Annotated in this window: 21 protein-coding genes; 15 read left to right on the top strand and 6 right to left on the bottom strand. The window is 71.8% G+C overall.

Translation table 11 applies throughout. From position 1 onward, the window contains the following. Nucleotides 1-84: 84 nt before the first annotated feature. The 8 genes from mshD to pstB all read left to right on the top strand — a co-directional run bounded on the left by mshD (nucleotide 85) and on the right by pstB (nucleotide 9,870). A complete protein-coding gene (mshD, locus tag ABD353_RS07095) occupies nucleotides 85-1,044 on the top strand; it encodes a mycothiol synthase (RefSeq protein WP_425555089.1) in 960 nt (319 codons plus the stop codon). 264 nt (nucleotides 1,045-1,308) lie between these two features. Beyond that, the gene (locus ABD353_RS07090) at nucleotides 1,309-3,735 is read left to right on the top strand and encodes an RNA degradosome polyphosphate kinase (protein WP_344622608.1); all 2,427 of its coding nucleotides are present in this window, start codon (nucleotides 1,309-1,311) and stop codon (nucleotides 3,733-3,735) included. Between the two features lie 95 nt (nucleotides 3,736-3,830). Next, entirely contained in the window at nucleotides 3,831-4,880 is a 1,050-nt protein-coding gene (locus ABD353_RS07085) for a CHAD domain-containing protein (RefSeq protein ID WP_344622607.1), read from the top strand. Nucleotides 4,881-4,957: 77 nt separating this feature from the next. After that, entirely contained in the window at nucleotides 4,958-5,413 is a 456-nt protein-coding gene (locus ABD353_RS07080; RefSeq protein WP_344622617.1) for an NUDIX hydrolase, read from the top strand. 307 nt (nucleotides 5,414-5,720) lie between these two features. Further along, nucleotides 5,721-6,857, top strand: coding sequence for a phosphate ABC transporter substrate-binding protein PstS (pstS, locus tag ABD353_RS07075; RefSeq protein ID WP_344622606.1), 1,137 nt, complete (start codon nucleotides 5,721-5,723; stop codon nucleotides 6,855-6,857). 146 nt (nucleotides 6,858-7,003) lie between these two features. After that, entirely contained in the window at nucleotides 7,004-7,987 is a 984-nt protein-coding gene (pstC, locus tag ABD353_RS07070) for a phosphate ABC transporter permease subunit PstC (RefSeq protein WP_344622605.1), read from the top strand. Beyond that, on the top strand, nucleotides 7,984-9,057 hold the full coding sequence (pstA, locus tag ABD353_RS07065) for a phosphate ABC transporter permease PstA (RefSeq protein WP_344622604.1): 1,074 nt from the start codon (nucleotides 7,984-7,986) through the stop codon (nucleotides 9,055-9,057). Before pstC ends, pstA begins: the two co-directional genes overlap by 4 nt. Before the next feature lie 36 nt (nucleotides 9,058-9,093). Continuing rightward, entirely contained in the window at nucleotides 9,094-9,870 is a 777-nt protein-coding gene (gene pstB / locus ABD353_RS07060; protein WP_344622603.1) for a phosphate ABC transporter ATP-binding protein PstB, read from the top strand. A gap of 132 nt (nucleotides 9,871-10,002) precedes the next feature. On the opposite strand, the gene ABD353_RS07055 is transcribed toward pstB, so the two are convergent. Together ABD353_RS07055 and ABD353_RS07050 are read right to left on the bottom strand one after the other, a co-directional pair. Further along, complete coding sequence (locus ABD353_RS07055) at nucleotides 10,003-10,998, bottom strand: inorganic phosphate transporter (RefSeq protein WP_344622602.1); 996 nt, start codon at nucleotides 10,996-10,998, stop codon at nucleotides 10,003-10,005. A 5-nt stretch (nucleotides 10,999-11,003) separates the two neighbouring features. After that, nucleotides 11,004-11,624, bottom strand: coding sequence for a DUF47 domain-containing protein (locus ABD353_RS07050; protein WP_030268712.1), 621 nt, complete (start codon nucleotides 11,622-11,624; stop codon nucleotides 11,004-11,006). A 231-nt stretch (nucleotides 11,625-11,855) separates the two neighbouring features. Between ABD353_RS07050 and ABD353_RS07045 the strand changes: the two genes are divergently transcribed. Further along, nucleotides 11,856-12,263, top strand: a complete 408-nt coding sequence (locus ABD353_RS07045) for a metal-sensitive transcriptional regulator (protein ID WP_344622601.1) — start codon at nucleotides 11,856-11,858, stop codon at nucleotides 12,261-12,263. A 96-nt stretch (nucleotides 12,264-12,359) separates the two neighbouring features. Here ABD353_RS07045 and ABD353_RS07040 read toward each other — a convergent pair whose 3' ends face one another. Together ABD353_RS07040 and ABD353_RS07035 are read right to left on the bottom strand one after the other, a co-directional pair. Then, nucleotides 12,360-12,557 carry a hypothetical protein gene (locus tag ABD353_RS07040; protein WP_344622600.1) on the bottom strand — a complete coding sequence of 66 codons (198 nt, stop codon included), beginning with the start codon at nucleotides 12,555-12,557 and terminating at the stop codon, nucleotides 12,360-12,362. Nucleotides 12,558-12,718: 161 nt separating this feature from the next. Beyond that, nucleotides 12,719-13,558, bottom strand: coding sequence for an SCO4651 family lipoprotein (locus ABD353_RS07035; protein WP_344622599.1), 840 nt, complete (start codon nucleotides 13,556-13,558; stop codon nucleotides 12,719-12,721). A gap of 159 nt (nucleotides 13,559-13,717) precedes the next feature. Here ABD353_RS07035 and ABD353_RS07030 point away from each other — a divergent pair, with 159 nt between their 5' ends. Beyond that, the gene (locus tag ABD353_RS07030) at nucleotides 13,718-13,900 is read left to right on the top strand and encodes a hypothetical protein (RefSeq protein WP_344622619.1); all 183 of its coding nucleotides are present in this window, start codon (nucleotides 13,718-13,720) and stop codon (nucleotides 13,898-13,900) included. 39 nt (nucleotides 13,901-13,939) lie between these two features. Here ABD353_RS07030 and ABD353_RS07025 read toward each other — a convergent pair whose 3' ends face one another. After that, nucleotides 13,940-14,653 carry a phosphatase PAP2 family protein gene (locus tag ABD353_RS07025; protein WP_344622598.1) on the bottom strand — a complete coding sequence of 238 codons (714 nt, stop codon included), beginning with the start codon at nucleotides 14,651-14,653 and terminating at the stop codon, nucleotides 13,940-13,942. Nucleotides 14,654-14,853: 200 nt separating this feature from the next. Beyond that, nucleotides 14,854-15,903, bottom strand: a complete 1,050-nt coding sequence (locus tag ABD353_RS07020; RefSeq protein ID WP_344622597.1) for a C40 family peptidase — start codon at nucleotides 15,901-15,903, stop codon at nucleotides 14,854-14,856. A 249-nt stretch (nucleotides 15,904-16,152) separates the two neighbouring features. Here ABD353_RS07020 and ABD353_RS07015 point away from each other — a divergent pair, with 249 nt between their 5' ends. From ABD353_RS07015 to ABD353_RS06995, 5 genes are all read left to right on the top strand, one after another. Next, on the top strand, nucleotides 16,153-16,503 hold the full coding sequence (locus ABD353_RS07015; protein WP_263104159.1) for a hypothetical protein: 351 nt from the start codon (nucleotides 16,153-16,155) through the stop codon (nucleotides 16,501-16,503). Nucleotides 16,504-16,615: 112 nt separating this feature from the next. Beyond that, the gene (locus tag ABD353_RS07010; RefSeq protein ID WP_344622596.1) at nucleotides 16,616-17,440 is read left to right on the top strand and encodes a DUF8175 domain-containg protein; all 825 of its coding nucleotides are present in this window, start codon (nucleotides 16,616-16,618) and stop codon (nucleotides 17,438-17,440) included. Continuing rightward, nucleotides 17,430-18,698 (top strand): hypothetical protein, encoded by a 1,269-nt coding sequence (locus tag ABD353_RS07005; protein ID WP_344622595.1) that lies wholly within the window; start codon nucleotides 17,430-17,432, stop codon nucleotides 18,696-18,698. The genes ABD353_RS07010 and ABD353_RS07005 overlap by 11 nt, the downstream gene beginning before the upstream one ends. Nucleotides 18,699-18,701: 3 nt before the next feature. After that, nucleotides 18,702-20,276, top strand: coding sequence for an SCO6880 family protein (locus tag ABD353_RS07000; protein ID WP_344622594.1), 1,575 nt, complete (start codon nucleotides 18,702-18,704; stop codon nucleotides 20,274-20,276). A gap of 49 nt (nucleotides 20,277-20,325) precedes the next feature. Further along, nucleotides 20,326-21,636: an ATP-binding protein gene (locus ABD353_RS06995; protein ID WP_344622616.1), complete on the top strand. Its 1,311-nt coding sequence runs from the start codon at nucleotides 20,326-20,328 to the stop codon at nucleotides 21,634-21,636. Nucleotides 21,637-21,692 lie beyond the last annotated feature (56 nt).

Below are 21,692 nucleotides of genomic sequence, written 5' to 3'. Positions count from 1 at the left end.
GCCCCGCCCGGGGACACCGGGCGGGGCTTCTCGCATTTCCGGGTTCGGCACGGCCGGTGTGCGACGGCGACGTAGGGTCGCCCTATGGAGACCACCACGACGCCGCCCTCCGGCGAGAGCATCCGTGTCATGTCCGAGCTGACCGCCGAGGATCTCTTCCTTGCGAAGTCCGTGCTGACGGCGGCCTCCGTCGACGACGGCCGGGAGGCGGTCTCGGAGGCGGGCCGGCTGCGGCTCCGGGTGGGCGCGGGTCGTCCGGGCGTGCGGCACCTGCTGCAGACGCTGAACGGCCGTCCGGCGGGGTACGCGCAGCTGGAGGTCGCCGGCGACGGGAGTTCGGCGACGGCTGAGCTGGCCGTCCACCCTGAGCTGCGGCGCCGCGGACTCGGCGGCCGGCTGGCCGAGGCGGTCCTCGCGGAGCTCGCACCGGCCAAGGCGGTGGACTGCTGGGCGCACGGGGGCCACCCCGGTGCGGCCCGGCTGGCGGAGCGGTTCGACGGCGAGCTCGTCCGGGAGCTGCGGCAGATGCGCCGGCCCGCCGGGCAGGAGGTGCCCGAGCCGGTGCTCCCGGAGGGGGTGGAGCTCCGGACCTTCCGTCCGGGCGAGGACGACCGGGCCTGGCTGGCGCTGAACGCGCTGGCCTTCGCGCACCACCCCGAGCAGGGCGCCTGGACGGAGGCGGACCTCGCGGACCGGCTCGCCGAGCCCTGGTTCGACCCGGCCGGCTTCTTCCTCGCCGTCCGTGACGGCGAGCCGGTCGGCTTCCACTGGACGAAGGTGCACCCCGACGGCCTGGGCGAGGTGTACGTGGTCGGTGTGGCCCCGGGCGAGCAGGGCAGCGGCCTCGGCCGGGCGCTCACCGCGGCGGGCCTGCGGCACCTGATCCGGGACCGCGGGGTGCCGGCCGTCCTTCTTTATGTGGACGCTGACAATCCGGCGGCGGTGCGGGTATATGAACGGTTGGGCTTCACCGTCCACGAGGTGGACCTGATGTACCGCGTCCAGGAGGCCGGCCCGGCCGGTGGTTCCGGCCCACAGGGGTGACCGACTCAGCTTTCCTCCTGGCCATCCGGTGTTTACCGTGGATTCAATTGACGCCGCGAAGATCACAGGATGACGCCCGTAGTGCCTCGTCCGCGCTCCGCCCGCCGACCGGCTCGGCTCCGCCCGGCCGCTCCCGGCGGGTGGGCACTGGAGTGGCGGGACGAGGACGCTGCGTACGCCACACACACGTACGCCGCCGCGAACACGGCTGACGACCGCGGTACGTGCGCCCGGGACTTCGCCCTGCATGAGGAGCTGGCACCGATGACCATCCCTGGCCCCGTCTCCGCCTCGTCCGGTGCGGCCCCCGGCCCCGCCTCCGGTGCGGGCTCCAAGCAGGCAGCCAAGCAGGCGTCCAAGAGCCGTGCCCGCGTCCCCAAGGCGGCCGGCAGGTCCACGGCGGCGGGCGAGACCCGTCCGCGGACCGCCGCGGCCCGGGCGGCCGCGGCGGAGCCCGCCCCGGCCGTCCCGGCCGCGCTGCCGAGCGCGATCACCAACGGCCTCGGCGTGCCGGTGAACGACGAGCCGGCAGCCGCCCGGATCGCGCCCCGGTCGGCGACGGCCAGCTCCACGGGCGGGGTGCACTCCGCGCTCGCCGACGTCGAGACCGAGTTCGGTGCCCTCCCGGAGGGACGCTTCCTCGACCGCGAGCGGAGCTGGCTGGCGTTCAACGAGCGGGTGCTGGAACTCGCCGAGGACCCGGACATCCCGCTGCTGGAGCGGGCCAAGTTCCTCGCGATCTTCGCCAGCAACCTGGACGAGTTCTTCATGGTCCGGGTCGCCGGCCTCAAGCGCCGGATCGCCACCGGCGTGGCCACCAGGAGCGCCTCCGGACTGCAGCCGCGCGAGGTGCTGGACCTGATCTGGCGGCGCGCGCGCGAGCTGATGGCCCGCCACGCGGCGTCCTTCCAGCACGAGGTGCTGCCCGACCTGGCCGCCGAGGGCATCGAGGTGGTCCGCTGGCCCGAGCTCCTGGAGAAGGAGCAGGCCCGGCTGCACACGCTCTTCCGCCAGCAGATCTTCCCGGTGCTGACGCCGCTGGCCGTCGACCCGGCGCACCCCTTCCCGTACATATCCGGCCTCAGCCTGAACCTGGCCGTCGTGGTGCGGAACCCGGTCTCCGGGCACAAGCACTTCGCCCGGGTGAAGGTGCCGCAGTCGCTGTCCCGCTTCCTGGAGGCGTCGCCGCAGCGGTACGTCCCGCTGGAGGACGTGATGGGGGCGCACCTGGAGGAGCTCTTCCCGGGCATGGAGGTGCTCGCCCACCACGCCTTCCGGGTGACCCGCAACGAGGACCTGGAGGTCGAGGAGGACGACGCCGAGAACATCCTCAAGGCGCTGGAGAAGGAGCTCATGCGGCGGCGCTTCGGCCCGCCCGTCCGCCTGGAGGTCGAGGAGTCGATCGACCCGTACATCCTCGACCTGCTGGTGCGCGAGCTGAACGTCAGCGAATCCGAGGTGTTCCCGCTGCCCGGGCCGCTCGACCTGACCGGGCTGTTCGGCATCTCCGACCTGGACCGGCCGGAGCTGAAGTACCCGAAGTTCGTCGCGGGCACCGCGCGCGGGCTGACCGACGTGGAGTCGGCGTCCCAGCCGGACATCTTCGCCGCGATGCGCGAGCGGGACGTGCTGCTGCACCACCCGTACGACAGCTTCTCCACCTCGGTGCAGGCCTTCCTGGAGCAGGCCGCGGCCGACCCGCACGTGCTGGCGATCAAGCAGACGCTGTACCGGACCTCCGGTGACTCGCCGATCGTCGACGCGCTGATCGACGCGGCCGAGTCCGGCAAGCAGGTCCTCGTCCTGGTGGAGATCAAGGCCCGCTTCGACGAGCAGGCCAACATCAAGTGGGCCCGCAAGCTGGAGGAGTCCGGCTGCCACGTGGTGTACGGCCTGATCGGGCTGAAGACGCACTGCAAGCTGTCCCTGGTGGTCCGGCAGGAGGGCGAGACGCTCCGCCGCTACGCGCACGTCGGCACCGGCAACTACCACCCGAAGACCGCCCGGCTCTACGAGGACCTCGGTCTGCTGACCGCGGACCCGCAGGTCGGCGCGGACCTCTCGGACCTCTTCAACCGGCTGTCCGGGTACTCGCGCCGCGAGTCCTACCGGCGCCTGCTGACCGCGCCGCGCGGGCTGCGGGACGGCCTGGTCTCGCGGATCCACGGGGAGATCGCGCACCACCGGGCCGGCCGTCCGGCGTACGTGAAGATCAAGGTCAACTCGATCGTCGACGAGGCGGTGATCGACGCGCTGTACCGGGCCTCGCAGGCCGGCGTGCCGGTGGAGGTGTGGGTGCGCGGCATCTGCGCGATCCGCCCCGGCGTCGCCGGGCTGAGCGAGAACGTCCGGGTGCGCAGCGTGCTCGGCCGGTTCCTGGAGCACTCGCGGATCTTCGTGTTCGGCAACGGCGGCGAGCCCGAGGTGTGGTTCGGCAGCGCGGACATGATGCACCGCAACCTGGACCGCCGGATCGAGGCGCTGGTGCGGGTCTCCGACCCGGCGCACCGGGCGGAGCTGTCCGGGCTGCTCGACCTCGGGGTCTCCGACGAGACCGAGTCCTGGCACCTCGGTGCCGACGGGAGCTGGACGCGGCACTCGACCGACGCCGAGGGCAGGCCGCTGCAGCACGTCCAGGACCTGTTCATCGCCTCGCGCAAGCGCCACCGGAACGCGACCGCGGGCCGCTGACCACTGCCCGGGCCGTCGCCCGTGCCCCCGGTTCCGGCGGTGGCCGGGACGGCGGCCGCGGCGGCCCGGGACGACCACACGGGGGAGTCCTTGTCATGACCGATTCGCCGATGACGGCCCCGTCGGCGCCGAGCGCGTCCGCGGGGGAAGTCCTCTCCGGCTACCTCACCACCCAGGCCGGCGCGTTCCTGCGCGCCCTGCCGCAGGCGGTGGGCGAGGCCGGGTCGAGACCGGGCTCGCTCCCGGCCTCGGCGGCGGGTGCGGACGACCTCCTGCGCGCCGTCCGGCGGATCGGCGGTGCCCTGCACACCTTCGGCGCCGCCTTCGAACCCGGCTGGACCGGTGAGCTGCGGACGGAGCTGGCCTGGCTGCTCGACCTGCTCGGTCGGGAGCCCGGCTACCGGCGCCGGTCGTCCCGGCTGCTCGCCGCGCTGGACTCGCTGAGCGACACCGGCTCCGAGTCGCCCGGCATGCTGGCCGGGCACGCCGGTGCGCCCAAGGCCCGTGCGCTGCTGGAGCGGCAGCTCACCCTCGCCCGGACGAGGACGCACACCGCGCTGCTGCAGGAACTGCGGACGGCGCGGCTGCACGCGCTGGCCGACCGGATGACGCTGCTGAGCGGCGAGGTGCCGCTGCTGGACGAGGTGGCCGGGCGGGGCGGCGGCGCACTGGTGCAGCACGCCGCCGGGGCGCTCGGCGCACTCGCCGCGGCGGCCGAGCGGCTGCCGCTGGCCCGCGCGGCGGAGCCGTACGGCGGTGACGGCCTGCACCGGCTCGCGGTGCTGCCCGCGGCCCGCAGCGCCTCCCCCTCCGACGCCGACGCGCTGCTGGCGGCGGACGACGAGCCCTGGCACCGCGTCCGGGTGCTGGCGAAGCGGGCCCGCTACGCGCTGGAGGTGTGCGGGGTGCCGACCGCCGAGCTGGACCGGCTGGACGCGGTGCTCGACCGCCACCGGGACGCCTCGGACGCCGCCGCCACCGCCTCCACCGCGGCCCGCACGCCGCGGATCACGCCGGCGACCGCGTACGTGCTCGGTGTGGTGCATGCTGATCAGCGACTGGAGGTGGAGGCGGCCCGGTACGCCTTCGGCCACCAGTGGCCGAAGCTCCCGCACCACGGATGGCACGAATGGGCGACCGTCTGACCGCAGCGCAGCACCGCGCTGCCAATCCCTTCCGCGTCCGGCTCACCGGGCGGTCCCGGCGCGGCGGCGCGCCCGCCATGCGGGCCGCCGTGCCCGGCTACGGGCCGACCGTGCTGGCCGCCGGCGGGGTGCTCTGGGTGCCCGGCGGGCCGAAGAAGGACGGCCGGGGCCTGAAGAAGCCGAGGATCGCCGTGATCCACCGGCCGAAGTACGACGACTGGAGCCTGCCCAAGGGCAAGCTCGAACCCGGCGAGGGCTGGCAGGCGGCGGCGCTGCGCGAGCTGCGCGAGGAGACCGGGATGCACTGCGTCCTAGGCCAGGAGCTGCCCGCGCAGCACTACCTGGTCGACGGCCGGCCCAAGGAGGTGCGCTACTGGGCGGCGGTGCCGACCAGTGGCGCGTTCACCCCCGGGCGCGAGGTCGACCGGCTGGAATGGCTTCCCCCGAAGAAGGCGAAGGCCCGTCTCACGCACGTCCGGGACCGTGCCCTGGTGGACGCGCTGCTCGTCCTGCTGGGCGGCGCACGGGCCTGAACGGGCGCCGCCCGGCACACCCCGCGGCCGTGTTCCGCCGCAGGTCAGCAGTGCCCCGGCGGGGCCGTCCCGGGTGATCTCACCGCGCCCTCACCGTGACGCAACCGTTACTACCGACCTCGGTTTCCCGCCAGCCGTTCGAGGTTCACCATCCGTTCATTTGCGACCGCCTGACGCGTCACCTGCCCGGCCTACCTTCGGGACCACCGGAGGGCCGAACGGGCCCCGGACCACAGCGAAACCCGCGCTGATCGAGCCATCGACGAGCTCGTCAGGGCGCCGGGTTTGCCTCAGAAAGGGACACCCAGTGAAGCTCCAGCGGAACGGCTCCAAGGCCCTCGCCATCGGTGCCATGGCGCTCGTCGGCACGCTGTCGCTCGCGGCCTGCGGTACGGACGACAACTCGACCAGCAGCTCGGGCAGCAGCGCCGCGGCCTCCGGTGCGGCCCCCGCCGCCCAGATCGCCTGCGGCAAGGGCGGCCAGCTGCTGGGTGCGGGTTCGACCGCCCAGACCAACGCGATCGACGTCTGGAAGGCCGCCTTCGGCTCCGCCTGCTCCGGCTCGACCATCACCTACGGCGGCGGCGGCTCCGGCGCCGGCGTCCAGCAGTTCAACCAGGGCAAGGTCGCCTTCGCCGGCTCCGACTCGGCCCTCAAGCCCGCCGAGGTCGACGCTTCGAAGCAGGTCTGCACCGGCGGCCAGGGCGTCAACCTGCCGATGGTCGGCGGCCTGATCTCGATCGTCTTCAACGTCGAGAACGTCGACAAGCTCGTCCTCGACGGCCCGACCGTCGCCAAGATCTTCGACTCGCAGATCACCAAGTGGAACGACCCGGCGATCGCCGCGCTGAACCCGGGCGTCGCCCTGCCGGACGCGCCGATCCAGGCCATCCACCGCTCGGACGACTCGGGCACCACCGCCAACCTGACCGGCTACCTGGCCAAGGCCTCCGGCGGCGCCTGGACCTACCCGGCCAGCAAGACCTGGGCGGGCAAGGGCGGCCAGTCCGCCAACGGCTCGGCCGGCGTCTCCGCGCAGGTCAAGCAGGTCAAGAACTCGATCAGCTACGTCGAGCTCTCCTACGCCCAGACCAACAGCCTGAAGAGCGCCGCCATCAACACCGGCGCCTCCAAGCCGGTCGACGCGACCGCCGTGAACGCCGCCACCACCTTCGCCAAGGCGAAGATCGCCGGCACCGGCAGCGACCTGGCCCTGAGCCTCGACTACGCGACCAAGGACGAGGGCGCCTACCCGATCGTCCTGGTCACCTACGAGATCGTCTGCGACAAGGGCAACAAGGCCGAGAGCCTCGACACGCTGAAGTCCTTCCTGACCTACACCGTCAGCGACGCCGGCCAGCAGGCCATCGGCGCCAAGGGCTACGTCCCGCTGCCGAAGGAGCTCTCCTCCAAGGTCCAGGCCGTCATCCCGACCCTGGCCTGACCCCCGCACCACCGGTGGGGCGGCCCTCAGAGGGGGGACGGGCCGCCCCGCCGGAAGCACCACACCAAGAGCACCACACGTCCGGGGCACCGCCGCCAGGTGCCGTCCCCCACGGGGGCAGCACCGTCAGACCGGAGTAGACGATCATGACTTCATCCCCCCCTGCCGCCGCACGGGGCAGGGCCCGCCGGAGCCGGAGCGACAGCCGGCTCGGCGACAGCATCTTCTTCAACCTCTCCCGGGGGTCGGGCATCCTGCTGCTGGTCATCATGGCCGCGATCGCAGGCTTCCTCGCCTACCGCTCGGGCATCGCGCTGTCCATGGACGAGGGCAACTTCCTCACCACCTTCGAGTGGAACCCGGACGCGCCCAAGCCGGTCTTCGGCATCGCCGTCCTCACCTTCGGCACCATCGTCAGCGCGCTGATCGCCATGGTGATCGCGGTGCCGGTCGCCGTCGGCATCGCGCTGTTCATCTCGCACTACGCCCCCCGCCGCATCGCACAGCCCTTCGCCTACCTGGTCGACCTGCTCGCCGCGGTGCCCAGCATCGTCTACGGCCTGTGGGGCGTGCTGTTCCTGGTCCCGCACATGGACGGCCTGACCGCGTGGATGGACCAGTACCTCGGCTGGACGTACGTCTTCGACCAGACCCAGGCCGGCGTCACCCCGCGCAACCTCTTCACCGTCGGCATCCTGCTGGCGATCATGGTCCTGCCGATCATCACCGCGGTCAGCCGCGAGGTCTTCCGGCAGGTCCCGCGGATGCACGAGGAGGCGGCCCTCGCCCTCGGCGCCACCCGCTGGGAGATGATCCGCACCGCGGTGCTGCCCTTCGGCCGCCCCGGCATCATCTCCGCCTCGATGCTCGGCCTCGGCCGCGCGCTCGGCGAGACCATCGCCGTCGCCATCGTGCTCTCCGCCAACAGCATCCTCTCGCTGCACGTCCTCGACCCCGGCGGCGGCACCTTCGCGCAGAACATCGCGCTCAAGTTCAACGAGGCCCAGCCGTTCGGCCGTGACGCCCTCATGGCCTCCGGCCTGGTCCTCTTCGTGATCACCCTGCTGGTGAACGGCGCCGCCCGACTGATCATCGCGCGCCGCAAGGAGTACTCGGGGGCCAACGCATGAGCACCGCGACCACCATTGCGGACCCGGCTCCGCAGCTGCGCCGCAACCTGACCACCGCACGGCTCCCCAAGTGGGCGCCGGCCGGCGTCGCGCTCCTCTCTATCGGCCTCGGCTGCGCCGTCGGCGCCGGCGCCGGACTCGCCAGCCACCTGCAGTGGGGCATGATCGCCGCCGCGCTCTTCGTGGTGCTGAGCTACGCGCTCTCCGCCCGCGTCGAGGGCCGCCGCCAGGCCAAGGACCGGCTCGCCACCGCGGTGGTCTGGGTCGCCTTCATCCTGGCCGTCGTCCCGCTGGTCGCGCTGACCTTCTACACCGTGCAGCAGGGCCTGGAAGTGCTGGACGGCAACTTCCTGACCCACTCCATGAAGAACGTGATCTCCTCCGGCCCCGGCGGCGGCATCTACCACGCGCTGATCGGCACCCTGGAGCAGGTCCTGCTGGCGACCCTGATCGCCGCCCCGATCGGTCTGCTGACCGCGGTCTACCTGGTGGAGTACGGCCGCGGCCGGCTCGCCAAGTGGGTCACCTTCTTCGTCGACGTTATGACGGGCGTGCCGTCGATCGTCGCCGGTCTGTTCATCCTCTCGCTCTGGAACATCCTGCTCGGGTTCGAGTACTCGGGCTTCTCCGGCAGCCTCGCGCTGGCCATCCTGATGATGCCGGTCGTCGTCCGCTCCACCGAGGAGATGCTCAAGCTCGTCCCGAACGAGCTGCGCGAGGCCTCGTACGCCCTGGGCGTGCCGAAGTGGAAGACCATCCTGCGCATCGTGCTGCCGACCGCGATCGGCGGCATCACCACCGGTGTGATGCTGGCCGTCGCCCGCATCACCGGCGAGACCGCGCCGGTCATGATGCTGGTCTTCGGCGCCGACGCCATCAACGGCGACCCCTTCAACGGACCGCAGCAGTCGCTGCCGCTCTACATCTGGCAGCAGTACTCGATGGTCAACAACGACTTCGGCTACGCCCGCGCCTGGGGCGCCGCGCTGGTGCTGATCTTCTTCGTGATGGGGCTCAACCTCGTCGCGCGGGGCATCGCACGCTGGCGCTCGCCCAAGGGCGGACGCTGACCCGACTGACGTACGAGACGAGAGAAGAGAAAGACCATGGCCAAGCGCATCGACGTCAGCGGACTGTCCGCCTACTACGGAGCCACCCGCGCCATCGAGGACATCTCGATGACCATCGAGCCCCGCTCCGTGACGGCCTTCATCGGCCCGTCCGGCTGCGGCAAGTCCACCTTCCTGCGCACCCTCAACCGCATGCACGAGGTCATCCCCGGTGCCCGCGTCGAGGGCAAGGTGATGCTGGACGACGAGAACCTGTACGCCTCCAACGTCGACCCGGTCGCCGTGCGCCGCTCGGTCGGCATGGTGTTCCAGCGGCCGAACCCCTTCCCCACCATGTCGATCTACGACAACGTGGTGGCCGGCCTCAAGCTCGCCGGCGTGCGGAGGAAGTCCGTGCTGGACGGCGTGGTGGAGAAGTCCCTCAAGGGCGCCAACCTCTGGAACGAGGTCAAGGACCGGCTGAACAAGCCCGGCGCCGGCCTCTCCGGCGGCCAGCAGCAGCGCCTGTGCATCGCCCGCGCCATCGCGGTCGAGCCCCAGGTCCTGCTGATGGACGAGCCCTGCTCCGCCCTCGACCCGATCTCCACCCTCGCCATCGAGGACCTGATCGGCGAGCTGAAGTCCCAGTACACGATCGTCATCGTGACCCACAACATGCAGCAGGCGGCCCGCGTCTCCGACCGCACCGCCTTCTTCAACCTGGCCGGCGTCGGCCAGCCGGGCAAGCTGATCGAGCTGGACGACACCCAGCGGATCTTCTCCAACCCGTCCGTGCAGGCGACCGAGGACTACATCTCCGGCCGCTTCGGCTGACCGGGCCGGGCTCCCCGGAGCCCCACCGACTACTTCGCGGTGCTGCATGGCGGTGCCGCCGCGAAGTACGCAGGGCCCGCCCCCGTGATGTGGGGGCGGGCCCTGCACCCTTCCGGGCGGGCTCGTCGGGGATCAGAGGAAGAGCAGGTCCACGACGCCGTACATCGCGGCGGCCACCAGGGCGGCCGCCGGCATGGTGATGAACCAGCCGAGCACGATGTTCTTGGCGACGCCCCAGCGGACCGCGCGGATCCGCTTGGTGGCACCCACACCCATGATCGCCGAGGTGATCACGTGGGTGGTGGAGATCGGCGCCGCGTAGACGAACGACGTGATGTACATGACGGTCGACGCCGTGGCCTCGGAGGCGAAGCCCTGCGGCGGGTCCAGCTCGATGATCTTGCGGCCGAGGGTCCGCATGATCCGCCAGCCGCCCGCGTAGGTGCCCAGCGACAGCATGGTCGCGCAGGACACCTTCACCCAGATCGGGATGTCGCCGGTGGCCTGGTGGCCCGAGATGGTGAGCGCCATCACCACGATGCCCATGGTCTTCTGGGCGTCCTGCAGGCCGTGGGCCAGGGCCATGGCGGCGGCCGAGGCGGTCTGCGCGACCCGGAAGTTGCGCTTGGCGCGGTGCGGGTTGGCCCGGCGGAAGATCCACAGGATGCCCAGCATGACCAGGAAGCCGCCGACGAGGCCGACCACCGGCGAGACCACCATCGGGATGATGATCTTGTCGACGACGCCGCTCCAGATCACCGCGGTGCCGCCGGCCAGCGCCGCACCCACCAGGCCGCCGAACAGGGCGTGCGAGGAGGACGAGGGGAGGCCGAAGTACCAGGTGACCAGGTTCCAGGTGATCGCGCCGACCAGTGCGGCGAAGAGGATCGCCATGCCCTGGCTGCCCGTGGGCGTCTCGATGATGCCGCTGGAGACGGTGTGCGCCACCCCCGAACCGAGGAAGGCGCCGGCCAGGTTCATGACCGCGGCCATCGCCAGCGCCGCCCGCGGGGTCAGCGCCCGGGTGGAGACCGAGGTGGCGATCGCGTTCGCCGAGTCGTGGAAGCCGTTGGTGTAGGTGAAGAAGAAGGCCACGCCGATGACGACGATGAGTGCTGCCGTGTCCACGGAGGTCAGGACTCCTTGACCGCGATGGTCTCCACCGTGTTCGCCACGTGCTCGAAGGCGTCGGCGGCCTCCTCCAGGACGTCGACGACCTGCTTCAGCTTCAGCACCTCGATCGCGTCGTACTGGCCGGAGAACAGGTGGGCCAGCAGCTTGCGGTGGATCTGGTCCGCCTGGTTCTCCAGCCGGTTGACCTCGATCCAGTACTCGGTGAGGTTCTGCATCGACCGCAGGTTCGGCATCGCCTCCGCGGTCAGCTCGGCGGCCCGCGCCAGCACCTCGATCTGCTGCTCGACACCCTTCGGCAGGGACTCGATGTCGTAGAGGACGACCAGGTCGACCGCCTCCTCCATGAAGTCCATGATGTCGTCCAGCGAACCGGCGAGGCTGTAGATGTCCTCACGGTCGAAGGGCGTGATGAAGGAGGAGTTCAGCTGGTGGAAGATCGCATGGGTGGTGTCGTCGCCGGCGTGCTCGGCGGCGCGCATGCGCTCGACGATCTCCGCGCGGGCCGACACGTCTGATCCCAGCAGTTCCAGCAGGAGCTTCGACCCGACGACGAGGTTCTCCGCCGCGGCGGCGAACATGTCGTAGAAGCTCGTCTCCTTCGGGGTCAGGCTAAAACGCACGGAAATCTCCGATGTGCGGGGTAGGGACTGAACGACTCTAGGCGTTCGTCGTCCCGGGCGTGCAAACGGGGTGTTGGCGCGGTTCCCCAGTCTGGCGGAACCCCGGCCGGATTGCTCCCGCCGTGCACGAGGAGATCCGTTCCCGGCCCGGACGGCGGAACATGCAGGGAGCCTCCCGTGTTGGACACTGGAGGTCCAGGGACGGCGACCAGGGAGACAGAGGCGGGCCGGATGACCACGATTCAGACGCGCACCGAGGACACCAGCACCCCCGGGGCCGCGGCCGGCACCCCCGACACCGCGGCCGGCGGCGACGACGTCACCGCCGAGGCCGGTGCGGCGCACCCGCACGGCGGTCCGCACGGCTACAGCGCCCAGAAGAACGAGCACCTCAAGCGGCTGCGCCGGATCGAGGGCCAGATCCGCGGCCTGCAGCGGATGGTCGACGAGGACGTCTACTGCATCGACATCCTCACCCAGGTCTCCGCCGGCACCAAGGCGCTGCAGTCCTTCGCCCTCTCGCTGCTGGAGGAGCACCTGCGGCACTGCGTGGCCGCCGCCGCCGAGCAGGGCGGCGCCGAACTCGACGGCAAGGTCGCCGAAGCCACCGCCGCCATCTCCCGGCTGCTGCGCACCTGAGCGCGGGTCACCCGCTGAACACCGGTCAGCGCGGGCACGGGCGGCGGGAACGACGGCCGTCGCCCCGACCCGCGCGGCGCGGCCCCGGCACCGCCGTCAGCCGACGGGCGACCGTTCGGCGCCGTCCTGCCGCGGCGCCGCCGGCACCCGGTCGAGCAGTACCCGGTCGATCTGCTCGGTGGCCAGTTTCTCGTCGGAACTGGTCGATGCGGCGATCATGAGCTCGCCGGCCAGCTCGATCTCGTCGAGCGCGGTCTTGTCGTGGCCGCCCGCGCGGCCGTCCGAGGATGCCACCTGCACCACCCCTCCAGCGCCGCCTCCCGGCCAGGACGGCGGTACCCCGTCCTCCAGGGTAAGGAGGAGCGGCGCCCCGCCGTATGGCACGGACGGGTCATCTCTGCGGCCACAGGCACTAGGGCCGGCGGCCGGAACCTGGCTGCAGGCCCCCGGAGCCGTCACTTCGCAGGTGCCGAGGCCTTCGGCGAGTAGATGTCGGCGGAGGACGGCTCGGACGCCCGGACGGGGGTGCCGAAATCGGCCAGCGAGGTGGTCGAGACCACCTTCACCTGGTCCTTCGCCTCCTTGGAGCCCGCCACCCCGGCGAAGGCGAAGGTCTCCACCACCTTGTGCACCCGCCCCTGGGCGTCCAGCCACACCTCGTACGGCACCTGCTTCGCCGTGAAGGTCTGCGCGGCCATCCGCAGGCCGTCCGCGCCCCGGCCGCCGGTGGCCTCGGCCGCCTTGGCGAGGTCCAGGGTGCCCTTGTAGTGCTTGAGCTCGGTGCCGTCGACCGTCTCGGTGCCGACCAGCTCGGCCGACTCCGCGCCGCGCAGCGCGCCGGCGGCGCTGGCCGGGTCCGTGGCCCCGCTGCTGACCAGGTTGCCGTCGGGGAGCTGGCGGACATCCAGCCGGACCCACTTGCCGGCCGGGACCTTGGCACCGCTGTTCTGCAGGTAGACCGTGCCCGGCAGGACGATCTCCTTGATCGTGCCGGTGGTGGCCGCGCCGGGCGGCACGTCGATCTCCAGCGTGCCGATCCGCTTCACGTAGTCGTAGCCGCCGGTGCCGTTGAACACGGCCTTCTTCTCCGCCGACTCGGTGACCAGCTCGGTGGTGGTGCGGGCCGAGCCCGTCCGGCCGGTGATGTCGGCCGCGGAGCGCACCGCGGTCAGGGGGTCGGCGGAGAGCACGTCCGCCGAGCCGCCCTGCGGCTCGGCGCCCCCGCCCGAGCAGGCGGACAGGACGGCTGCCAGCAGCGCCGCCGCGGCGGTGCGGACGGGCTTCAGCTTCTTCACGATCGACACAACCCCCTCGGGCACCGATGCCCGGCAAGCAGCCACCCCGGATGGGCAGAGCTCTCCAGGGCCCAACGAGCCCGACCCGCAAGGGTTACGGCCGTTCCGGCGTACGGAATCGTCCGCGCGCCCCCCGGTCGGCGCGTTACGGTGAAGCACGTGTCCAGCGACGTCCCGGCGGAGTCCGTGCCGGTCCCGCCCCCCGCCCACCTGGTGGCTCTCCAGGAACGCGGATCGTTCTGCTTCGCCAGCTGCAGCTGCGGCTGGTTCGCCCCGGGGCGGCGCTCCCGCGACCGCGCCCGACGGGACGCCGACGAACACCGGCGCGACGGCACCGCCTGACCGCCCGCCTGACCGCCCGCCGGAGCGCCGGAGCGGGGCTCAGGCCGCCAGGTCGGACTCCGGAGCCGGCTGCTCGACCGCGGCGGGCTCGCGCCGCCGACGGCTGCGGCCGTCCCCGGCACCCCCACGGGCCGGCTTGCGGGCGACCACCAGCGGCGCGGCCGCCGTCCTGGTGAGCGCGTGGCAGAACGGCACCAGCACCGCCATCGCCAGCGGCGCCAGCAGCAGCACCACGGCGGTGGCCAGGGCGAAGCCGCCGATCACGTCCGTCGGGTAATGCACGCCCATGTACATCCGGCAGAAGCCCTGCAGCAGGGCCAGCGCGCCCGCGACCAGGCCCAGCCGGCGGTTCACCAGCAGCAGGGCGACGGCGATGCCCATCGACATCGCCGAGTGGTCGCTGACGAAGGAGAGGGTGCCCTCCTTGCCCTCCACCAGGACCTCCAGCTCGGGATGGTCCACGAAGGGGCGCGGCCGGTCCACGATCGCCGAGATCGGCAGGTTCGCCAGCTCGGAGATCGCCACCGCCAGCGGCGCCCACAGCAGGCCGGCCACCGCCACCGGGGCGTCCGGCCGGCGGCGGGCCTGCAGCCAGGCCGTCAGGCAGACCGCGGCCAGGCCGAGCAGGATGCCGTACTCGCCGATCCACGAGACCGCGGAGTCCAGCCATCGCGGGGCCGAGACGGCCAGCCCGTTGATCGCGCGGAGCAGGCCCAGGTCGGGGTTGCCCGTGTCGGCGAGCAGCGTCGACACGCCGCACCTCCCTCTCTGTGTCCGGTGCACCGGCCCGGTGCACCGCCTGCGTCCCCCCGTCCCGGCAGGTCGCGGCCGGGGCATGGTCCGGTACGGAGCAACAACGTTCTGAGCAGGCCGGAGGGTTCCGCGGAGACCGCGCGTCACGGAAAATTGACTCGCCGTCCACCGTCCGCCCACACCCGGGGCGGTCCGGCGGCTCAGCTCTGCTTCGGGCCCTGGCCGCCGCTGATCGTACCGTCGGCGTTGCGGACGGGCAGAGCCGCGGCACCGTCCGGGGTGACCCGGGTGGCGCCGATGTAGTCGCGCTGGTCGATGGTGTCGTAGCGGATCACCGCACCGGTGTGCGGGGCGTCGATCATGTAGCCGCCGCCGACGTAGATCCCGACGTGGTGGATGGACCGCGGATCGTTCAGGTCGTTCGCGAAGAACACCAGGTCACCCGGGCGGAGTTGGTCCCGGGAGGGGTGCTCGCCGGCGTACCACTGGTCGTTGGCCACCCGGGGCAGGGCGATGCCGACGCTCTCGAACGCGGCCTGGGTGAGGCCCGAGCAGTCGAAGCGCCCCTGCTGCGAGGGCAGGCCCTCGCCGCCCCACAGGTACGGCGTGCCGAGCTTGGTCTGCGCGAAGTAGATCGCACCCGCGGCCTGCTGGGAGAGCCCGACCGCGGTCTGCGGGGCCGGCGCGGTGAAGCTCCTGGCCAGCGACTGGATGTTCTTCACGTAGCCCTGGGTCTCCCGGTAGCCCGGGACCCCGCCGGCCTTTATCACCGCGTACGGGCCGGCGTTGTAGGCGGCCAGCATGTTCGCCTGCCGGTCGCCGGGCACGGTGGAGACGTCCTTGGCCAGTGCGCAGTCGTAGGTGGCGGCCGAGGCGATGGCGTCCGCAGGGTCCCAGATGTCGCGCCGGCCGTCGCCGTTGGCGTCCACCCCGTAGGTGGCCCAGGTGCCCTCCAGGAACTGCGCCATGCCGTACGCCTTGGCCGGGCTCTTGGCGGTCGGGTCGAATCCGCTCTCCTGGTACAGCTGCGCCGCGAGCATCGGGGGCGAGATCTCGGGGCAGAGGGCGCCCCATTTCTCGATCAGCGGCCGGTACGCCGTCGGCACCGTGCCCGACGAGATCGAGAGGTGGTTGGTACCCGACCGGGCCGTGCCGCTCGCGGCGAAGGTCCCGACCGTGACGATTCCGACGAAACCGACCGTCACAACCGCTGCAGCGGCGGCCGCCGTGCCCGCTCTGCGGAGTACCATCAGCACCATCCCCGACGTGGCGTCAGTTGCGAGTGTTCCGGAAGGCATTGCTCAGCGCAATCAACACAGATACGAAGAGTGAGCGGTATCCTTCGTACGGTGGACATCCTGTCGTACGTGTCCCGCGCCTCACGACCAATCCGCGAGATATAGCCAAGTCGACATCAGATCTGGCCAAGAATAGGTCCTGCCCCTTCGCGAAGCCGTGTTCCGGGGCCTTGAATTTGCCTGATCGGGCGGTGAGATGGAATGAACCTGAGCAGCGTGGACAGCAAGGTGGTCGGCTACCTGGCCGAGGACCCACCCAAGAAGGCCAACATCGACACCATCATCGGCGGCATCGCCCCGGACTGGGGACCGTTCGCCAGCCTCGGGTCCGAGGCGCGGGTGATGGTCGAGGTCGTGATGGCGGTCGCCATCCTGGCCTGCCTCGCCATCGCGGTCTGGGGGGCCGCCAAGCAGCGCATCGGCGCCACCGCGATGCGCGACACGTTCAGTGCCGAGCAGGGCAAGGGACTGATCATCGCGGGACTGACCGGCGTGTTCATCATCGGATCGCTGGGCACCCTGTTCACCATTGTCTACGGCATGGCGATCTGACGATCGTACGGATCGGATAGTCATCCCGGCAGAGCGGCCATGCGACTCTGCCGGCACAGTCGTGTTCGCGTCACCGGGGCCCCGCGGGGCTCCCCGCACCAGGAGGGCCGCCGTGCCGTTGTCCGACGACCAGCCGCACACCCGTACGCGGCTGCCGGTCGGCGAACAGCCCTCCCACCAGATGACCGCACGTCAGCCGCGTCCCGTCCGGACCCTGCTGACCGTCCTGCTCGTGGTCACCCTGCTGGTGATCGCCGTCTCCGTCGCCAACCGCGGCAAGCCCGACCGGGGCAGCGCCGGCAGCGGCACCGCCGCCCCCGGCTCCGGGGACGGCACCCAGGCCGGTGCGGCCGCGACCGCGCCGAGCGGCACCAAACCCGTCGACACCACCGCCAACGGCATCGCCAACGGCTTCCCGCACACCGACCAGGGCGCCCAGTCGGCCGCGGCCAACTACGCCACCGCCCTCGGCTCCGCGGAGATGTTCCGGACCGCGAGCCGCCACACCGTCGTCGACACCGTCTCCGACCCCACCGTCGCCGCCGCGATCCAGCAGCGGCTCGACGCCGCCTTCACCGCCGAGAACAACGGCCGCTTCGGCCTCGACGCCGAGGGCCGGGCCCCCAAGGGCCTCACCTTCGTCAGCCGCACCGTCCCCGTCGGCACCCGCACCACCAACTACGCCGACACGGCGACCACGGTGGAGGTGTGGTGCACCGGGCTGCACGGGCTCGCCGGCGACGGCTCGACCAGGCCGGTCTCCCAGGACTGGTACACCCTCACCGTCACCATGCGCTGGACCGGCAGTGACTGGAAGGTGACCGACTTCGACCGGGCCTCGGGCCCTGCCCCCGTTCCGGGTGATCAGCAGGCGGCCACGGCCCAGCAGATCACTGACGCAGTCCAGAGGTTCGGAGGCTTCCGCTATGCGCGGTGACGGCTCGACCAGATCCTTCGTCCGACGGGCCGGTGCGCTGGGCGGCGCACTCGCCGTCCTGCAGGCCACCGCGCTGATCACCGCCCAGCGGGTGTTCGCCGACCCCACGCCCTCGCCGACGCCGTCGTCCACCTGCGCGGCGCAGAGCGTGCCGCTGCCCGGCGCGGGCGGGCAGTGCGCTCCGCCCGGCGCGGCCGTCGTCGGGGGCGACACGGTCGGCACCGTCACCGACCCCCTTGGGTCGCTGGCCAAGGGCTGTGCGCAGGCCGCCGCCTGGGTGGTGCGCAAGCTGTCGGGGGCGATCGACGGCACGACGCAGGTGGACTTCACCAACGCCGCCTTCCTGCAGCAGTACGCGGTGGTGTTCGCCGGTTCGACGGTCATCACGCTGGTGCTGTGGCTGCTGGCGGTGACCAAGCGGGCGGTGCGCGGTGCCCCGCTGACGCAGGCGTTCTCGGAGGCGATCGGCTTCCTGTGGCTGACGGTGGTGGCCTCGGCGTTCACCCCGCTGATCCTCTACACGGTGGTCTCGGCGACGGACGGCCTGACGGCGGCGATCTCGGCCGGCACCAAGTCGGACACCGGCACCTACCTGGGCGGCTTCGCGGACACCCTGGAGAAGGGCTCGCTCGGCGGCGGTCCGCTGATCCTGATCATCGTGTCGCTGGTGGCCGTGCTGGCCGCCGCCGTGCTCTGGATCGAGCTGCTGATCCGGGCCGCGATGCTGTACGTGGGCGCGCTGCTCGGCACCGCCGTGTACGCGGGCCTGGTGGACAAGCAGCTGTGGAAGCACGTCCGCCGCTGGGCCGGCCTGATGCTGGCGGTGGACCTGGCGAAGCCGATCATCGTGATCATCCTGGGTCTGGCCGGCGCGGTCGCCACCGGGGCCGGGGCCGACGACGACTTCGCCCGGGTGCTCTCCGGTCTCGCGATCCTCTTCCTGTCGATTTTTTCCAGTGCGGCCGTCTACCGCTTCGTGCCCGGCTTCGGCGACGAGCTCCAGCAGGTGCGGCGGGCCCGGGCGAGTGCGGTCTCCGCCGGTTCGGCGATGATCAACGGCCCGGCGAACCTGGTCAAGCAGGGCATCTCGGCGCACGGTTCGCGCGGCGGCCCGCAGGCGGCCAACGCCTCCTCCGGCGCGGGCGGCTCCGGCATCGCGCCGGGCATCGCCGCGCACGCCGGCCGCGCCGCGGCGCCGCCCGCCCAGCCCAACGTTCCGGCCCCCGCCCCGATCAACAACCCCACGAAGGGAGGGTGACGGGTGAGCAGCGAACCGCTCGGCCAGTTCGGCGCCCAGTACGCCCAGCCGTACGTGCACCAGCGCCGCACCTACCTCATCGGCAAGTCCCGGCCGAACGCGCCGATCGGACGCAACCGCGAGTCCGGCGAGATCGTGCTGATCATCTTCGGCGCGTTCCTCGGCATGATGTGGGGTCTGCTGATGCCGGTCCTGCCGCTGCGGATCGCCGGCCTGGTGGGCTTCCCGCTGTTGGCGATCATGGCCGTGTACGTGCCGTACCGCCGCCGTACCTTCTACAAGTGGGTGGAGATCAACCGGACGTACCGGCGGACGGTGCGCAGCGGCCGGGCGGTCTGGAAGTCCGAGGTGATCGACGCGGGCACCCGGCTGGACGGTCGCGAGGTGGAGATCGGGCCGCCGCCCGGGGTGGGCCGGCTGCGCTGGCTGTCCGCGCCGTTCGGGCCGGACGAGGTCGGGGTGCTGATGCACCTGGAGCGCCGGACGGTCACCGCCGCGATCGAGATCGAGGGCCCGGGTGTCGGCCTGCGCGACTCGGAGGACCAGGAGGCGTTGGTCGACCGGTTCGGCACGCTGCTCAAGCACGTGGCGAACGGCGACGGCTTCGTGACCCGCCTGCAGATCCTGGCCCGGACGCTGCCCGCGGACCCGGACGCGCACGCCAAGGACGTGGAGCGCCGCGGCGCCGACGAGGCGCCGCGCTGGCTCAAGGAGTCGTACGACCAGCTGCAGTCGATGGTGTCGACCTCGTCCGAGCAGCACCGCGCGTACCTGGTGGCCTGTATGCACTACACCCGCGACCTGGCGGCCGAGGCGCACGCCATGGGGCGGACGGCGGACGGCCGGCGGCAGCGCGACGACGAGGGCCTGGCGACGGTGATGGCCCGTGAGCTGACGGACATCTGCGCCCGTCTGGCGGAGGCGGACATCCGGGTCCGGCAGCCGCTGGGCCAGGCCCGGCTGGCCTCGCTGGTGCACTCGATGTACGACCCGGACCACCCGATCGACCACATCCAGGCGATGAGCCGGCGCAACGCCTGGCCGGCCGAGCTGGACGCCACCCATCAGCAGTTCCTGCAGGCGAAGACCCGCGAGTCGGCGACCAGGGAGCCGTGGTGCCACGCCACCGCCTGGGTCAAGGAGTGGCCGCTGACCCCGGTCGGCGTGAACTTCCTGGCGCCGCTGCTGGTGCACACCCCGGACGTGATCCGCACGGTCGCCGTCACCATGGACCTGGAGCCGACCGACGTCGCCATCGAGCGGATGCTCACCGAGAAGACCAACGACGAGGCCGAGGCCAACCGCGCGGCCAAGATGAACCGCACCGTCGACCCGCGCGACCTGGCGCACACCGGCCGGGTCGACCAGCGCGGCGACGACCTCGCCTCCGGCGCGGCCGGCGTCAACCTGGTCGGGTACATCACGGTCTCGGCCCGCACCCCCGAGGCGCTGGCCCGCGACAAGCGGACCATCCGCGCCTCGGCCGGCAAGAGCTACCTCAAGCTGGAGTGGTGCGACCGCGAGCACCACCGGGCGTTCGTCAACACGCTGCCGTTCGCGACCGGCATCCGCCGCTGAGGGAGGGGACCCCGTGATCGGCAACCTCACCGACGCCTTCACCAGCCTGATGTTCGGCAAGGTGGAGACCACCCGTCTGCCCGTCCGCACCTCCACCGGCCAGGCGCAGGCGGTCTACCTGCCGACCGCCGCGCCGGGCCTGGGCGACTCGGGCGTCATCATCGGCCGCGAGGTGTACAGCGGCAAGGGCTACGTCTACGACCCGTTCCAGCTGTACGGCCAGCAGCTGCCGGCGCCGCACTGGCTGGTGCTCGGCGAGTCCGGCAACGGCAAGTCGGCGCTGGAGAAGACGTACGTGCTGCGCCAGCTGCGGTTCCGTGACCGGCAGGTGGTGGTGCTGGACGCGCAGGGCGAGGACGGCGTCGGCGAGTGGAACCTGATCGCCAACGCGCTCGGCATAAAGTCCATCCGGCTCGACCCGATGGCGGCCCGGGACGGCGGGGTGAAGCTCAATCCGCTCGACCCGTCGATCACCACCACCGGCCAGCTGTCACTGCTGCGCACCATCATCGAGGTGGCGATGGGGCGCGGGCTGGAGGAGCGGGCCGGCTTCGCGCTGAAGGCCGCGCACGCCCACGTGCACGCCACGGTGAAGGACCGCCAGCCGGTGCTGGACGACATCATCGCCACCCTGCGCAACCCCGAGCTCTCCTCGGTGGAGTCGCTGGGGGTGGCCGTCGGCGACGTGCAGTCCTGGGGCCTGGACGTGGCGCTGGTACTGGACCGGCTGGTCGACGGCGACCTGCGTGGCATGTTCGACGGCCCGACCACGGCCGGCATCGACCTGGACGCGCCGCTGATCGTCTTCGACCTGTCGCACATCGACCGGAACTCGATCGCGATGCCGATCCTGATGGCGATCGTCGGGGTCTGGCTGGAGCACACCTGGCTGCGGCCGGACCGGGTGAAGCGGATCTTCCTGGTCGAAGAGGCCTGGCACATCATCAACAGCCCGTTCGTGGCGCAGCTCTTCCAGCGCCTACTGAAGTTCGGCCGCCGTCTCGGCCTGTCCTTCGTGGCGGTGGTCCACCACCTGTCGGACGTGGTGGACGGTGCGGCCGCGAAGGAGGCCTCCGCGATCCTGAAGATGGCCTCCACCCGCACGATCTACATGCAGAAGGCCGAGGAGGCGAGAGCCACCGGCCGGGTGCTGGGCCTGCCGCGCTGGGCGGTGGAGATCATTCCGACCCTGTCGCCCGGCATCGCGGTCTGGGACGTCAACGGCAACGTCCAGGTGGTCAAGCACATCATCACCGAGTCCGAGCGGCCGCTCGTCTACACGGACCGGGCGATGACCGAGGACGCCGTCGTGGAGCGCCAGCGGGCCGAGCAGCAGCTCGCCTCCGAACCGATGATCTGACCGCCCCGGCGGCGCCGGCCGCGACGGCGGCCCGGAGACCCTCGGCGGCCCCGGCT

This window comes from Kitasatospora arboriphila, from assembly GCF_039528095.1.
GTDB classification, from domain to species: domain Bacteria; phylum Actinomycetota; class Actinomycetes; order Streptomycetales; family Streptomycetaceae; genus Kitasatospora; species Kitasatospora arboriphila.
The sequence above is the reverse complement of the archived record's forward strand: the minus strand, read 5'-3'. Positions and strand labels throughout refer to the sequence as shown.

Coding starts and splice junctions, on each gene's coding strand:
- ABD353_RS07015 (WP_263104159.1), top strand. CDS start 16,153: ATGAACCTGAGCAGCGTGGACAGCAAGGTGGTCGGCTACCTGGCCGAG.
- ABD353_RS07080 (WP_344622617.1), top strand. CDS start 4,958: ATGCGGGCCGCCGTGCCCGGCTACGGGCCGACCGTGCTGGCCGCCGGC.
- ABD353_RS07085 (WP_344622607.1), top strand. CDS start 3,831: ATGACCGATTCGCCGATGACGGCCCCGTCGGCGCCGAGCGCGTCCGCG.
- pstB (WP_344622603.1), top strand. CDS start 9,094: ATGGCCAAGCGCATCGACGTCAGCGGACTGTCCGCCTACTACGGAGCC.
- ABD353_RS07020 (WP_344622597.1), bottom strand. CDS start 15,903: ATGGTACTCCGCAGAGCGGGCACGGCGGCCGCCGCTGCAGCGGTTGTG.
- ABD353_RS07045 (WP_344622601.1), top strand. CDS start 11,856: ATGACCACGATTCAGACGCGCACCGAGGACACCAGCACCCCCGGGGCC.
- mshD (WP_425555089.1), top strand. CDS start 85: ATGGAGACCACCACGACGCCGCCCTCCGGCGAGAGCATCCGTGTCATG.
- pstA (WP_344622604.1), top strand. CDS start 7,984: ATGAGCACCGCGACCACCATTGCGGACCCGGCTCCGCAGCTGCGCCGC.
- ABD353_RS07090 (WP_344622608.1), top strand. CDS start 1,309: ATGACCATCCCTGGCCCCGTCTCCGCCTCGTCCGGTGCGGCCCCCGGC.
- ABD353_RS06995 (WP_344622616.1), top strand. CDS start 20,326: ATGTTCGGCAAGGTGGAGACCACCCGTCTGCCCGTCCGCACCTCCACC.
- ABD353_RS07005 (WP_344622595.1), top strand. CDS start 17,430: ATGCGCGGTGACGGCTCGACCAGATCCTTCGTCCGACGGGCCGGTGCG.
- pstC (WP_344622605.1), top strand. CDS start 7,004: ATGACTTCATCCCCCCCTGCCGCCGCACGGGGCAGGGCCCGCCGGAGC.